The sequence below is a fragment of the Denitromonas halophila genome (assembly GCF_007625155.1).
In the GTDB taxonomy this organism is placed as follows: domain Bacteria; phylum Pseudomonadota; class Gammaproteobacteria; order Burkholderiales; family Rhodocyclaceae; genus Nitrogeniibacter; species Nitrogeniibacter halophilus.
The window spans coordinates 13,452-27,542 of the sequence record NZ_VMNK01000021.1 but is presented as its reverse complement, the minus strand read 5'-3'; the positions used below and the strand labels follow the sequence as shown (position 1 = coordinate 27,542).

Genomic DNA, 14,091 nt, shown 5'->3' with positions numbered 1-14,091 from the left:
CCGGCGCACTGATCAAGAAAATCGATACCGGCGTCGGAAGTTCGACAACCCCGAATGGCCTGGCGACGCCCGTCGTCATCGACAGCGACCAGAACGGATCGATTGACCTGATCTACGCCGGTGACTTGCACGGCAATGTCTGGAAGTTTGACTTTACCGGCAGCAGCAACAGCAACTGGAAAGTCGCTTTCGGCGGCAAGCCGCTGTTCAAGGCGACTGATGGAGGCTCCCCCGCGCAAGCGCAGCCGATCACCGCCAAAGTACAGGTCAGCAAGCACCCCACAAAAGGCCTGATGGTCTATTTCGGGACCGGCAAGTACTTTGAGTCAGGCGACAACACCGATCTGAGCAAGCAGTCGCTCTATGGCGTTCAGGACGAGTGCGGCATTGGTGTCTCTGGCACGGGTTGCGGCAGTATCAGCACGACATCCAAAGTGGCGCGAAGCGATCTGCTGGTGCAGAGCATCACCTACGAAGGGTCACAATCATTCAAAGGCAACGTCTGGGAAATTCGTCAGTTCTCGCAAAACACCCCAACCGTGAATCATCGAGGCTTCCTGGTCGATCTCATCCCGCCGACCAACGTCAAGGAAGGCGAGCGCATCCTGACCGACCCGATCCTCTGGAAAGATCGCATCATCTATGTGAGCTCCATCCCCGACGATGATGCGTGCGCTGGGGGTGGCTCAAGCTGGATCATCGAACTGGCGCCTTACACCGGCGGACGGACGGACCACAACGTGTTCGACTTGTCCAGGGACGGCACTTACGGCAGCAGCAACGAATACAACAACAAAGTCGTGAGCGGGCGTCGTGTGGTGGGCGGCATGATCAAGAGCTTGGGCCAGGTTCGCGACGCAGGCGGCAAGACCCACAAATACGGCTCAACCTCGACTGGCACCATCGACAAGAGCACTCAACAATCCGACGGGAGTCGCCGCATTTCGTGGCGGCAGCTGCAATAAGGAATTTCGGCCATGACTATTCATACATTTGTGTGTCGCCTGACCTTCGCCAGCATGATCGGGCTGCTGAGCCTCGGCGCCATCGCACAAGAGCGCCCGCTTGAAGAAATCGGGATCATCAAAGCGGTCAGCCCGGCGACATCCACCATTGTCGTCGGCGACCGGAAGCTCAAGGTCACGACAGCGACGAAAATCACCGCCGACGATCGCGGTCTGGCCTATTCGCCGGTTTCTTCGGCATGGGTTGGAAAGCAGATCGCCATGGAAACGAACGCCGACGGCCAAGGAAACACCGTGGTCGTCGAGCTTCACCTCTTTGGCAACGGGAGCGCGCAATGAAACGCATAGCGCAGCCCTTCCCGCGCCATGAACACCGCGGTTTCACGCTCATCGAGGTGATGATCGTTGTCGCGATCATCGGCATTCTTGCCGCCATTGCCTACCCCAACTACACGCAGTACGTGTTGCGCTCCAAGCGCAATGATTGCGCGGGCGCCCTGGTCGGCATGGCCGCCGCAATGGAGCGTCGCTTCTCTACCAATCAGTCGTATCTGGGACTTGCGACAGGCGGGGGAGACACTGGCGCGCCAGCCGCAGCGTTCTACCCCGCCCAGTGCCCGATTGATGGCGGCGCAGCAACATACAACTTGACCATTGCTGCGGCGACCCAAACGACGTTTACGCTCAATGCGGCCCCCACCGGTAGCCAGGCTGGCGATACCTGCGGCACGTTGTCGCTCACCGAAACCGGCGTCAAGGGAGCCACCGGCGGCACCGTTCAAGCCTGCTGGTAACACGGATGAATATTCAGCAGCGCGCAGCCAAGCGCTTTGCGCTGCCGCTGCGGGGCCGTCCCCTGCTCGCAACAATCCAAAACCTCGCGGTAGTATCGGGGCGCCTATTCTGGAGTGCTCTATGCGCCCCAGCGATCCCATTCGAGCTATCGTCTCTAACGCTCCGATGCGCATGATGCACAGTGTCAGTTTGAACGCTCGGGATGCTTCAGGCGCCCGCGGGCTGGGTCTCTGTGCTGTCGGCTCCGCCTGCGGTACCGGCCGAAAGCGCATCTGCGTGCTCTGTCTCACCCGCAACTGCCACCCACACCCGCCATGAGCGCTAGCGAAATCGCCCTCATCGGCATTGCCGCCTTCATGGCCGGCGCCATGAATTCCGTCGCCGGTGGCGGCACCTTCTTTTCTTTTCCCGCACTACTCGCCGTTGGCGTACCGCCCGTCATGGCCAATGCCAGCAATGCGGTTGCGCTGTGGCCGGCCAGTCTGGCCGGGGCACTGGCCAGTCGCGACGCCTTGTACAAATACCGCGACCGCCTGCTTCCGCTTTCAATTGTTGCCCTCCTGGGTGGGCTACTGGGTGGGTTGCTGCTACTCACTGTGCAGGATCGGCTATTCACCCAACTTATCCCGTGGTTGCTTGGCACGGCCACGCTTCTGTTCGCCTTGAGCGGCTCACTCTCGCGCTTGCTGGCGCGCGTGCGCGGCACAACGGGTCCGAGTCATGGGCTGGGCGGCACGGTGTTCCAGTTCCTGGTGTCGGTGTATGGCGGATTCTTCGGTGCGGGTATGGGCATCGTCATGATCGCGGCGCTGGCCATTCAGGAGCATACCGATCTGAACGAGATCAACGCGCTCAAGAATTGGTTGTCTGCGGTGATCTATAGCGTCGCAGTTGTCACTTTTGTGGTCGCTGGCGCAGTCAGCTGGCCGCACACCTGGATCATGCTGGTCACGGCGGTCGCAGGGGGTTACCTGGGGGCGCGCCTCGCCCGGCGCTTGCCGGCCATTTGGCTGCGCCGCATGGTGATCTCCATTGGGTGCGCTCTCACGGTCTACTACGCCCTGCCTCGCTGAGATAAAAAAGACCTCGACGCCGTGGGCAAACCCTCAAGAAAAGCCGGCGGCATTCGTTAACTCCCTCGACGGCCAAACTCAGAGGAAGGATCGCTATGTCGGAGGGGGAGGGGCAGTTCGTCTTCGCTGACGAAAAGCTGCCCAAGCGCGGCGCGCCGATGACATCGCAACCGCCGTGGCGAATCCTGGTGGTGGATGACGACGCCGACGTCCACGAAGCCACACGCTTCGCGCTCAAGGGCATCCCCATTCTTGGCCGCCCGGTTGAGTTCCTCCATGCTCACTCGGGCGCCGAAGCTCTCGCCGTCCTCCGCCGCGAACAAGACATCGCCGTGCTGCTGCTCGACGTGGTGATGGAAACCCCGGACGCCGGCCTGCGCATCGTCAGCGCCATTCGCGAAGAGCTGCAACTGACCAATCTGCGTATTGTCTTGCGTACCGGGCAACCCGGTCAGGCGCCTGAAATGGACGCGATCAGCCGGTACGACATCAATGACTACAAAACCAAGAACGAACTGACCCGCAACAAGCTGTTCACCACCATCACGGCCGCCCTGCGCTCCTACGAGCAGTTACGTCGCCTTGACGCTAGCCGTCGCGGGCTGGAAAAGGTCATCGCTGCCAGTAACGACGTGATGACCCGCTCGGGACTGCGCAGTTTCGCCGAAGGCATCATCCTCCAGATCGCCAGCCTCATCGGGGTGCCGCCCGAAGGCCTGGTCTGCGCCAGCACGCCACAGCAGTTGGCTCAGAACGGCAGTGTCGCCGACGTTGAGATCATCGCCGCCGCGGGCCGCTTCAGCGGGCTGACCGACAAGCCGTTCGACAACATCGACGAACCAAGAATCACCACGGCCTTGCGACACAGCCTGAGCGAACGCCGCAACCTGATCGAAGCGCACAGCGTCACGCTGTTCTTTGAAACCCAGGATCAACACGCCTACGCGGTTTTCGTCGACTCCAATGAGCCAATCCACGAGCTCGACCAAAGCCTGCTGCACATGTTCTGCACCAATATGTCCTTGTGCGCACAGAACATCCGGTTGGTCAGCGCCTTGCGCGATCAAGCCTATTTTGATCGTCTGGTCAGCCTGCCCAACCGCTCAGCCATGCTGAGAGAGCTGGATCGCGCCATCGACAGCGCCGGCCGCAACGAACAGGCCTTGGCCCTTGTCGATATCGATCAGTTTTCGGCGGTCAACGACCTCCTCGGGCACCCCTACGGAGACCAGCTGCTGCGCGCCATTGCACAGCGATTGAGCAAAGAGTTTCCCGGGTGTTTCGTCGCCCGGGTGTCTGGCGACGTTTTCGGACTGCTGGGCCGATGCGAGCACCTCACTCCGGAAGCCATCGGCCGCCTGTTCAGCACGCCATTCAACATCGATCAGGTCGATCACCCGCTCACCGTCAGCACCGGCATCGTCCATTTGCGCGATGTTCAGGGCAGCGGCTCGGACGGCATACAAAATGCCTACATCGCACTTAAACGTGCAAAAACCGCCGGACTCGACCATCACGCCTACTACTCCGAATCCATTGCCAACGAAACACACGACCGCAACCGGATGCGGATTGCGTTGCACCGGGCACTGGCCAAAGGCGATCAGCTCTACCCGGTGTTCCAGCCGCAGCTCGACCTCTTGTCTGGACGAGTGGTGGGGCTGGAGGCGCTAACGCGCTGGCGGGGCGACAATGGCGCGCATGTGTCGCCCGACCGATTCATCCCGGTGGCCGAGCAGACCGCCCTCATCCTCCCTATTGGAGAATGGATTCTTCGCCGGTCGATAAGTGTTCTGGAGTCGCTCCATCAGCACGGACACACGGGCTTGCGCATGTCAGTCAACGTCTCCTCCGTGCAACTGCGCCAACCCAATTTCCTGAGTATCCTCGACCATGCGCTGGACGGCTCGTCCATTCGCCCCGAGTGCCTGGAACTCGAAATTACCGAATCCGTCGCGGCCCTGGGCATCAATCAGGTCCGCACCTTGCTCGAAGCCATCCGCGCTCGCGGCGTCTCCATCGCCATTGATGACTTCGGCACAGGTTTTTCGTCCTTGTCTTACCTGCACCGCCTACCCGCCAACCGGCTGAAGATCGACCGCTCCTTCATCCATACCCTCGAACACGCCCAAAGCGGGCGGATTGCCGAGATGATCGTCCCACTCGGCCACCAGCTCGGCATGAAGGTACTGGCCGAAGGCGTCGAGACCGCCAGCCAGCGCGATCGCTTGCGCGCCCTCGGCTGCGACGAAATGCAAGGCTACCTGCTGGCCCGCCCAATGGTCGCCGACGATCTCGCCGCCTGGCTCGATGCCTACCGCCCCAACGCAGACTAGCCTGACCTGATCGCTTAGAATACGGGCGGCCCGAAGCGCTCGCGTGTTCGTACGAGACTCGCCACGCCGCCTCGTCACGCAGCATTCGGATGACGCGGCCCCAGGATGGCTGAGATGCGTCTCGGCGGTTGTCGGCAAATCATCCAACGTAAACGCGCGCTGAACTTCGGCCACCGTCGTGACGGACGCACCGTCGCGCCCGCACACCTCCGGACTCTCCAAGAATGGTCGAAATTTTCGATGTTGTACTGCGCGCCGGCCGCGCAGGCGTTGAACTAGCCCTGTTTGTGCTGCTGCCGGTGATGGTCGTCATGCTGTCACTGATGCGCCTGCTCGAAGCGCGCGGCGTACTCGACTGGCTGGTCCGCCAGCTCGCGCCCCTGCTGCGCCCGGCCGGTCTGACCGGCCTCGGCGTATTTGCCGCCCTGCAGATCAACTTTGTCAGTTTCGCCGCGCCGGTGGCCACGCTGGCCATGATGGCTCAGCGAGGCGCCTCGCCACGGCATATCGCCGCGACGCTGGCCATGGTGATGGCCATGAGTCAGGCCAACGTCCTGATCCCGATGTCGACCATGGGCCTGGCGTTCGGCACCACCCTCCTCCTGTCGCTGCTGGGCGGCCTGGCGGCCGCGGCAACGACTTACCACGTATTCGGCAAACACCTCTCCGACCAGGAAGACGCCGTTGACGAAACCCTGCGCCACCCGGTCGCCGACGACGCCAAAGGCGTGCTCGACGTCATCAACCGCGCCGGCGCCGAAGCCTTCAAGATCACCATCGGCGCCATCCCCATGCTCGTCCTGGCGCTGGTCGCCGTCGCCGGCTTGCGCGCCAGCGGCATCATCGATGTCCTCACCGGCGCACTGGCGCCCACCCTGGTGCTGCTCGGCATCGACCCCGCGCTGATCCTGCCCACACTCACCAAATTCATCGGTGGTGGCACCGCCATGATGGGCGTGATGGACGACATGCTGCGCGCTGGCACCGCCAGCGTCGCCAGCCTCAACGCCAGCGCCGGTTTTCTGGTGCATCCGCTCGACATCCCGGGCATTGCGGTGCTGATTTCGGCCGGCAGACCCATCGCCGCCGTCTGGCGCGTGGCAGTGATCGGCGGAGCCGTTGGCATCGCGCTACGCACCATCGGACACATACTGCTCACCTGACCAGGAGGCCCCCCCGTGCTCAACGCCATCACCTTGCTACTGGTGTTTCAACTCGCTGGCGAAGTCATCGCCCGTGGCCTGGGCATTCCCTTGCCGGGCCCGGTGCTCGGCATGGCGCTGCTGTTTGTCGCGCTGATTCTGCGCGGCGGGCCGGGTAAAAACCTGCAAGCCACCGCCAACGGACTGCTTGGGCATCTTTCGCTGCTTTTCGTCCCCGCCGGCGCCGGCATCATGCTCCATGCCGACCGCCTCGCCAGCGAATGGCAAGCCTTGCTGGCTGCGCTGGTGATCAGCACGCTGGCCGCACTGGCAGTCTCCGCGCTGGTACTCACCGTCATCCTGCGTCGCCGCGGGAGCGGCTCATGATCCGCCACGACTTCAGCGGTCTGTGGGTCTACCTCTCCGCCTCGCCCCTGCTCGGGCTGACGCTGACCTTGATCGCCTACCTCGGCGCCTGGCAACTCCATCGCCGCACCGGCGGGCATCCGCTGGTCAATCCGGTACTGATCGCCGTGCTGGTGCTGGTTGGCGTCCTTTGGGCCACCGAGACGCCCTACGACACCTATTTTGACGGCGCCCAGTTTGTTCACTTCCTGCTTGGCCCCGCCACGGTCGCCCTGGCCATTCCACTCTATGGTCAGCTCCAGCGGCTGCGCGCCATGGCCATTCCGCTCGGCATCACGCTGCTGTGCGGCGCGGCAACCGCCATCGTGGTCGCGTGGGGTGCCGGCGCCGTGCTCGGTGCCAGTGAGGCATCGCTGATCTCCCTCGCCCCGAAAAGCGTCACCACCCCGATCGCCATGGCCGTTGCCGAAGCCCTTGGCGGGCTGCCCTCGCTCACCGCGGCGCTGGTCATCATGACCGGCATTTTCGGTGCCATGGTGGCGCAAGGCCTGTTCCGCCTGCTTGGCACCCGCGACCCCGCCGTACAGGGCTTTGCCATGGGGCTGGCCGCCCACGGCATCGGCACCGCGCGCGCCTTTCAGATCAGCGCGGAAACGGGGGCCTTTGCCGCCCTGGCGATGGCCACCAATGGCCTGCTCACGGCCCTGCTGACGCCTTGGCTGCTGCCCTGGCTCAGTCGCTGGTTCGCGTAGCACGGCGCCGCTCACAGACGTTGCCCACCGTGGCGATCTGACCGATACTCGGTCCGGAGGCGACCGATGCAACCCAAACCCGCGCAACGCGCTTACTGGCAACGCAACACCCGACTGACCGTCGCGCTGCTGTGCGTCTGGTTCATAAGCACCTTCGTCGCCGGCTACTTCGCCGATGAGCTCAACCGCTTCACCTTGTTCAACTTTCCCTTTGGCTTCTATCTCTTCGCCCAAGGTTCCTTGCTGATCTACCTGATCATCATTGGCATCTACGTCAGCTACATGAACCGGCTCGACCGCGACTGGGTGCGTGAATCCGCACCCGGCGAGCCGCGCACCCGCTTCCCGTCATCCGGCGAGTAAGCCGCCACGGCCGACACCCGCGGTCAAATTAATGCCTCGATAAAGCGCATTAAGGTTTCTGTAAGCTTTCCTCTCGATACTCCATCTGCCCGTCACTTTCCGGCAGCGCGTGGTTTGTCCACTCACTGACCCGGTGTGCTGGTGGAGGGCGCCAGGAAACACTCTGGCTACCGCCATCGGACGCCGTCCGGAAATGGCATTCAATAATATTTGAGAGGAGATAGGCGATGGAGAAGCCACAAGGGTCAGGCGACGCATACTGGCGCGCCACGCTCGGCCTGCTGACCACCGTGCTCATTATCTGGTTTGTCGTGTCCTTCGGGTTCGGCATCATCCTGCAGCCGATGCTTGACAGCATCATGCTGGGCGGTTACCCGCTCGGTTTCTGGTTCGCACAGCAGGGTTCGATCTACATCTTTGTGGCGCTGATTTTCTATTACGCCCACCGGATGGGTCAGATCGACCGCGAACACGACGTTCACGAAGACTGAGGAGACTGACGAATGGATCTGAAAACACTGACCTATATCGTCGTCGGGGCAACCTTTGCCCTGTACCTCGGTATCGCCTTCTGGGCACGCGCTGGTAGCACCGGCGAATTCTATGTCGCCGGCGGCGGCATTCACCCCATCGCCAACGGCATGGCCACTGGCGCTGACTGGATGTCGGCAGCCTCCTTCATCTCCATGGCCGGTCTGATCGCCTACAACGGCTACGGCGCTTCGCTGTTCCTGATGGGCTGGACGGGCGGCTACGTGTTGCTGGCCATGCTGCTGGCGCCGTACCTCCGGAAATTCGGCAAATTTACCGTGCCGGAATTCATCGGTGATCGCTTCTACTCCAACACGGCCCGCATCGTTGCCGTCGTCTGCCTGATCCTGGCTTCCATCACTTACGTGATCGGTCAGATGAAAGGCGTTGGCGTGGCGTTCTCGCGCTTCCTGGAAGTGGATTACGACACCGGCCTGTACATCGGCATGGCGCTGGTGTTCTTCTATGCCACCCTGGGCGGCATGAAAGGCATCACCTACACGCAGATCGCACAGTACGTGGTTCTGATCTTCGCCTACACCATCCCGGCAATGTTCATCTCCATGAACCTCACCGGCAACCCGCTGCCGCAGCTGGGCCTCGGCTCAACGATGGCAGACGGCTCCGGCATGACACTGCTGGCCAAGCTGAACCTCGTGGTGACGGAACTGGGCTTCAAGGAATACACCACCCAGACCATTGCCGGCCGTCTCGACATGTTCGTCTACACCCTGTCGCTGATGATCGGTACCGCGGGCCTGCCCCACGTGATCGTTCGCTTCTTCACGGTGCCGAAGGTGTCCGACGCACGTTCGTCCGCGGGTTGGGCGCTGGTGTTCATCGCGATCCTCTACACCACGGCTCCGGCGGTTGGTGCCATGGCTCGCCTGAACCTGCATGCCACCATCCAGACGGGTGAAATCGGTTCGCCGGAAGGCAACCTGTCGTACGAAGAGCGTCCGCAGTGGTTCAAGAACTGGGAAAAGACCGGTCTGCTGCAGTTCGAAGACAAGAACGGCGACGGTCGCATCCAGTACTACAACGACAAGAACCCGGAAATGGCCGCGAAAGCCGAAGGCTTCGGCTGGAAAGGCAACGAGATGGTCAAGGTCGACCGCGACATCATCGTGCTGGCCAACCCGGAAATCGCCAAGCTGCCGCACTGGGTGATCGCCCTGGTCGCAGCCGGTGGTCTGGCCGCTGCGCTCTCGACGGCTGCTGGTCTGCTGCTGGCCATCTCCTCCGCCATCTCTCATGACCTGCTCAAGGGCGTGTTCATGAAGGGCATTTCGGAGAAATCCGAACTGCGCGCAGGTCGTATCTCGATGGCTGGCGCGATCGTGGTGGCTGGCTACCTTGGCCTGAACCCCCCGGGCTTCGCCGCAGGTACCGTGGCAATCGCCTTCGGTCTGGCTGGCGCCTCCATCTTCCCCGCGCTGATGCTTGGTATCTTCTACAAGCGCATGAACAAGGAAGGTGCGATCGCAGGCATGATCGCGGGTATCTCGGTCACCATGCTGTATGTGTTCCAGCACAAGGGCATCCTCTTCATCAAGGGCACTGAGTTCCTGGGTGACCTGGGCCCCAACTGGTTCCTCGGCATTCAGCCGAACGCCTTCGGTGCGATCGGTGCCATCGTCAACTTCGCAGTCGCCATCATGGTTGCCAAGATGACCGTTGAGCCGCCGCAGCACATCCAGGATCTGGTCGAGTCCATCCGTACCCCGCGTGGTGCAGGTGGCGCGACCCACTAAGTAGAAACACCCCTGGGTGTTCGGACAACCCCCGCTTCGGCGGGGGTTTTCTTTTGGGTAGTCCGCAACACACCGGCGACTTGGGGAAAACGCCGATAACGGCATACGCCTTCTCGGTGGTACGCTGCACAGCACCAATACTTCCCTCCCCGAAACCCACCGAATTCGAGGCCCCAGATGTACAAGCACATCATCGTTGCCGTTGACGACAGCCCCACCTCACAACGCGCCATTGAAGAGGCGGCCGCCCTGTCAGCCGCCAGCGGCGCCCGCCTGACCGTCGTGCATGCCGTGGATGAGGCGCTATTTGCGCATTTCAACCGCGTCACCCTGGCCAGCCGGGACGCTGTTCAGCAAGCCCTGATCAAAGAGGGCCAAAGCGTGCTCGAAAGCGCCGTCGCCGCGGCGACCGCCGCCGGCACCAAGCCGGAAAGCAAACTGCTCGCTTCCGAGCATCACTCAACCTCCGATCAGATCGTGCAGGCCGTCGTCCAATTGGGCGCCGACCTGCTGATCGTCGGCTCACACGGGCGTCGCGGCGTGCAACGCCTGCTGCTCGGCAGCGTGGCTGAAAAACTGCTCAAGAAAGTGAGCATTTCGGTGATGGTTGTCCGCGGCACCGTATAAGGCCCGCTCACAAACAGCCTGTTATCATCCGGGGGTGCCGCCTTCCACATGGGGGGCAGCACCCCCGTTTTTCATTGCGCAGCGCACGGGACGGCCGCTTTCATCCCCACCGCCGGCCTCTCCATGTGTCATCCATCGCAACAACACACCACGCATACTCATGGAACATCTGACTCACTGGCTGACTACCTTGGGCTTTGATGCCACGCAGAGCGGCCTGACCTCTCAAGTGTTTCTCGTCGTCCTCGCCGTTGTCGTGGCGAATTTCGTGATCAGTCGCGTCCTCACGCGTCTGATCGCGGCAGCCCGAAAGACTTCGCTGGTCTGGGATGACGCCGCACTTGAGGCGCTCGGCCGCCCCCTGCGGATGCTGATCTGGCTGCTCGGCATCGCCTTTGCAGCCGACATGGTCGGCCAGCATACCGACGCCCCCATCTTCGATGCGGTCGACCCGATGCGCAAGGTCGGGGTGATTGCGCTGATCGCGTGGGCACTCACCCGTCTGATCGGCAACACCGAGCACGCCATCATCGCGCGCGGCGAAGCACTCGGACAGCCTGCGGACCTCTCGACGGTGGCCGCCATCGGCAAACTGCTACGCATCACCGTCATCATCACCACAGCGCTCATCGCCCTTCAGTCGCTCGGCTTCAGCATCTCGGGCGTACTCGCGTTTGGCGGTGTCGGTGGCATTGCGATCGGCTTTGCTGCCAAAGACTTGCTGGCCAACTTCTTTGGCGCGCTGATGATCTATCTCGACCGCCCCTTCGCGATCGGCGACTGGATCCGCTCTCCTGACAAAGACATCGAAGGCACCGTCGAGGACATCGGCTGGCGCTTGACCCGCATCCGCCGCTTCGACAAGCGGCCGCTCTACGTCCCCAATGCGATCTTCACCCAGATTTCCGTCGAAAACCCGGCCCGGATGACCCATCGACGCATCAACGAAACCATCGGCATCCGATATGACGACCTCGACAAGATGCAAGCGATTACCGATGACGTCCGGCAGATGCTGATCGATCATCCCGACATTGCTGACGATCAAACCATGATCGTGCACTTCAATACCTTCAATGCCTCGTCGGTCGATTTCTTCGTGTACACCTTCACCCACACCACAAAATGGGTGGAGTTCCACCAGGTCAAGCAGGATGTCCTGCTGCAAGTGGCGGCCATCATCGACCGGCACGGCGCAGAGATCGCATTCCCCACGCGCACCCTGCATCTACCCGATGGTGTTCGCGTCGGCAGCGCGCCAGAGCTGGAGCGCGCGGAACAACCGGTCAAAGCCTGAGCGACTCAAAAAAAACGCGCCGGCCGGCGCGCTTTTCCTTTCTGACAGCGACTGGTGTTCTAGCGCTTGCCAAACAGCCCGCCCAGCATCGACAGCCCCTGTTGAAGCATCACCGAATTGTCATCGACCTGCCCATTCGGCGAGAGCATATCGATCAACTGCGGCAAAGAGCCGGCCAAACCCGAGGCCGCTTCCGGCTGACTCATGCCGAACTGACTGGCCACCTGCGCCAAGGTATCCGGGCCAATCGCCTGACTCAGCGCATCCGCACCGACCGGCTGATTCTCGCCCTGCCCCAACCAGGACGCCACCTCACCGCCCAGTCCGCCCGACTGCAGACGCGACAACAAGCCGGGCAAGCCGCCTTCGCTGTTCTGGATCAGCGCCTTGACGATCTCCACCATCGGATTCTCCACGCTGCTGCTACCGCCGCCGAGCACCTGTCCGGCCAGTTGATCAAGCAATCCCATGTTGCGCTCTCCTTCAATCTGTTCGTGTCGCGACATCATGGCCTGTCGAATCACGCGCAACAAGGCACGTGACAGGGTTTCACAAGATCGACGGCCGCGCATTTCGGTAGAATGCAGCCATTCCACCGCCTAGACACCAGCGACACATGACCCAAGACGAACTGAAACAAGCCGCAGCCGAAGCCGCCCTCGATTTCGTGATCCATGGCAGCATTGTCGGCGTTGGCACCGGCTCGACCGCCAACTTCTTCATCGATGGCCTGGGCCGCATGAAAGACCGGATCCGGGGTGCGGTCGCCAGTTCTGAGGCCAGCGCCCAGCGCCTGGCCGCGCACGGCATCACGCTGTTCGACCTGAATGACGTCACCGAACTGCCCGTCTATGTCGACGGCGCCGACGAAATCGATGCCTCACTGGCCATGATCAAAGGCGGCGGTGGCGCACTGACGCGCGAAAAGATTGTCGCGGCAGTGGCCACTCGCTTTGTCTGCATCTGCGACGCCACCAAGCAGGTCGCGACGCTGGGCCGCTTCCCCTTGCCGGTCGAGATCATCCCCATGGCCCGCGCCCAGGTCGCGCGAGCATTGACTGCGCTCGGCGGCCGCCCGGTCCTGCGCGAAGGCTTCATCACTGACAACGGCAACCTGATCCTCGACGTGCATGGGCTACAGCTCGCCGACCCCATCGCGTTCGAGAGCGAGCTCAACCAGATCGTCGGCGTCGTGACGAATGGGCTCTTTGCGCGTCGCGGTGCAGACACCTTGTTGCTTGCGGCACCCGGCGGCGTCCGTCGCATTGATGCGGTGTGACATCAAACTGTCATCTAGATTAAGTATTTTGCCCCCTTCGACTCTCCCGGCACGATTGACCCCATGACTGAACACACCTCCAAGCAATTTGAATTCGAGCTTGAAAGCATCCGCACCCGCGTGCTCCAGATGGGCGGCATGGTCGAGTTGCAGATCGCCAAGGCCATCGAAGCGCTCGCCACGGGCGATCTGGATGCCCTGGAGGAGGTCGTCGACCAGGACCACCGCATCAACCTGCTTGAGCTGGAGCTTGACGATGCCTGCGTTCAGATCGTCGCCAAACGCCAGCCGGCGGCCAACGATCTGCGCTTGGTAATGTCTGTCGTCAAGGTCATTACCGATCTGGAACGTATCGGCGATGAAGCCAAAAAAATCGCAAAGATGAGCAAACGCCTGCATTCGAGTGACTCTGCCTTTGTGCCCCGAATCGAGCTGCGCCACGCTGCCAACCTGGCGATCGACATGCTACGCAAGGCGCTCGACGCCTTTGCCCGCCTCGACATGAGCGCCGCCGCTGAAGTGGTGCGCCAGGATCGCGAGGTGGATGCGGAATTCAAGGGCATCATCCGTCAGCTGATCACCTTTGTGATGGAAGACCCACGCACGATTTCGCGTGGCATCGACATCCTGTTCATGGCCAAAGCCATCGAACGCATTGGCGACCACGCCAAGAACGTGGCCGAGTACGTGATCTACATGGTCAAGGGTCAGGATGTGCGTCACACCGGTCTGGCCAATATCGAGCGCGCTGCAAACACCGACTGAAACCGCTCAACGGGCGAAAAAAAGGGACGGCATCGCCGTCCCTTTT

At 61.9% G+C, this 14,091-nt stretch carries 16 protein-coding genes; 15 read left to right on the top strand and 1 reads right to left on the bottom strand.

All coding sequences use genetic code 11. The features are described from left to right. From FHP91_RS19910 to FHP91_RS19850, 13 genes are all read left to right on the top strand, one after another. Positions 1 to 965, top strand: a 965-nt coding sequence (locus tag FHP91_RS19910; RefSeq protein ID WP_281281811.1) for a pilus assembly protein, incomplete at its 5' end; no start/stop codon positions are given. A gap of 54 nt (positions 966 to 1,019) precedes the next feature. Continuing rightward, positions 1,020 to 1,304: a hypothetical protein gene (locus tag FHP91_RS19905; RefSeq protein WP_144178968.1), complete on the top strand. Its 285-nt coding sequence runs from the start codon at positions 1,020 to 1,022 to the stop codon at positions 1,302 to 1,304. Then, positions 1,301 to 1,759 (top strand): type IV pilin protein, encoded by a 459-nt coding sequence (locus FHP91_RS19900; protein WP_144178969.1) that lies wholly within the window; start codon positions 1,301 to 1,303, stop codon positions 1,757 to 1,759. Before FHP91_RS19905 ends, FHP91_RS19900 begins: the two co-directional genes overlap by 4 nt. A 315-nt stretch (positions 1,760 to 2,074) precedes the next feature. After that, positions 2,075 to 2,833 carry a sulfite exporter TauE/SafE family protein gene (locus FHP91_RS19895; RefSeq protein WP_144311247.1) on the top strand — a complete coding sequence of 253 codons (759 nt, stop codon included), beginning with the start codon at positions 2,075 to 2,077 and terminating at the stop codon, positions 2,831 to 2,833. Between the two features lie 95 nt (positions 2,834 to 2,928). Then, entirely contained in the window at positions 2,929 to 5,169 is a 2,241-nt protein-coding gene (locus FHP91_RS19890; protein ID WP_144311246.1) for a GGDEF/EAL domain-containing response regulator, read from the top strand. Between the two features lie 224 nt (positions 5,170 to 5,393). Continuing rightward, complete coding sequence (locus tag FHP91_RS19885) at positions 5,394 to 6,332, top strand: nucleoside recognition domain-containing protein (protein WP_144311245.1); 939 nt, start codon at positions 5,394 to 5,396, stop codon at positions 6,330 to 6,332. 15 nt (positions 6,333 to 6,347) lie between these two features. Next, complete coding sequence (locus FHP91_RS19880) at positions 6,348 to 6,698, top strand: CidA/LrgA family protein (RefSeq protein WP_144178973.1); 351 nt, start codon at positions 6,348 to 6,350, stop codon at positions 6,696 to 6,698. Continuing rightward, positions 6,698 to 7,429, top strand: a complete 732-nt coding sequence (locus FHP91_RS19875; RefSeq protein ID WP_391527583.1) for an LrgB family protein — start codon at positions 6,698 to 6,700, stop codon at positions 7,427 to 7,429. The genes FHP91_RS19880 and FHP91_RS19875 overlap by 1 nt, the downstream gene beginning before the upstream one ends. Before the next feature lie 66 nt (positions 7,430 to 7,495). After that, positions 7,496 to 7,792: a DUF4212 domain-containing protein gene (locus FHP91_RS19870; RefSeq protein WP_144178975.1), complete on the top strand. Its 297-nt coding sequence runs from the start codon at positions 7,496 to 7,498 to the stop codon at positions 7,790 to 7,792. Positions 7,793 to 8,019: 227 nt separating this feature from the next. Then, positions 8,020 to 8,283 (top strand): DUF4212 domain-containing protein, encoded by a 264-nt coding sequence (locus FHP91_RS19865; protein WP_144178976.1) that lies wholly within the window; start codon positions 8,020 to 8,022, stop codon positions 8,281 to 8,283. A gap of 12 nt (positions 8,284 to 8,295) precedes the next feature. Continuing rightward, positions 8,296 to 10,077, top strand: a complete 1,782-nt coding sequence (locus tag FHP91_RS19860) for a sodium:solute symporter family protein (RefSeq protein ID WP_144311243.1) — start codon at positions 8,296 to 8,298, stop codon at positions 10,075 to 10,077. 177 nt (positions 10,078 to 10,254) lie between these two features. Beyond that, positions 10,255 to 10,704, top strand: a complete 450-nt coding sequence (locus FHP91_RS19855; protein WP_144178978.1) for a universal stress protein — start codon at positions 10,255 to 10,257, stop codon at positions 10,702 to 10,704. Between the two features lie 160 nt (positions 10,705 to 10,864). After that, a complete protein-coding gene (locus FHP91_RS19850) occupies positions 10,865 to 12,001 on the top strand; it encodes a mechanosensitive ion channel family protein (protein ID WP_144311242.1) in 1,137 nt (378 codons plus the stop codon). Between the two features lie 59 nt (positions 12,002 to 12,060). Here FHP91_RS19850 and FHP91_RS19845 read toward each other — a convergent pair whose 3' ends face one another. Then, entirely contained in the window at positions 12,061 to 12,471 is a 411-nt protein-coding gene (locus tag FHP91_RS19845; protein ID WP_186301650.1) for a YidB family protein, read from the bottom strand. A 146-nt stretch (positions 12,472 to 12,617) separates the two neighbouring features. On the opposite strand from FHP91_RS19845, the gene rpiA reads away from it, so the two are divergent. Beyond that, positions 12,618 to 13,280, top strand: coding sequence for a ribose-5-phosphate isomerase RpiA (rpiA, locus tag FHP91_RS19840; protein WP_144311240.1), 663 nt, complete (start codon positions 12,618 to 12,620; stop codon positions 13,278 to 13,280). A 63-nt stretch (positions 13,281 to 13,343) separates the two neighbouring features. Beyond that, complete coding sequence (gene phoU, locus FHP91_RS19835) at positions 13,344 to 14,045, top strand: phosphate signaling complex protein PhoU (RefSeq protein ID WP_144311239.1); 702 nt, start codon at positions 13,344 to 13,346, stop codon at positions 14,043 to 14,045. Positions 14,046 to 14,091 lie beyond the last annotated feature (46 nt).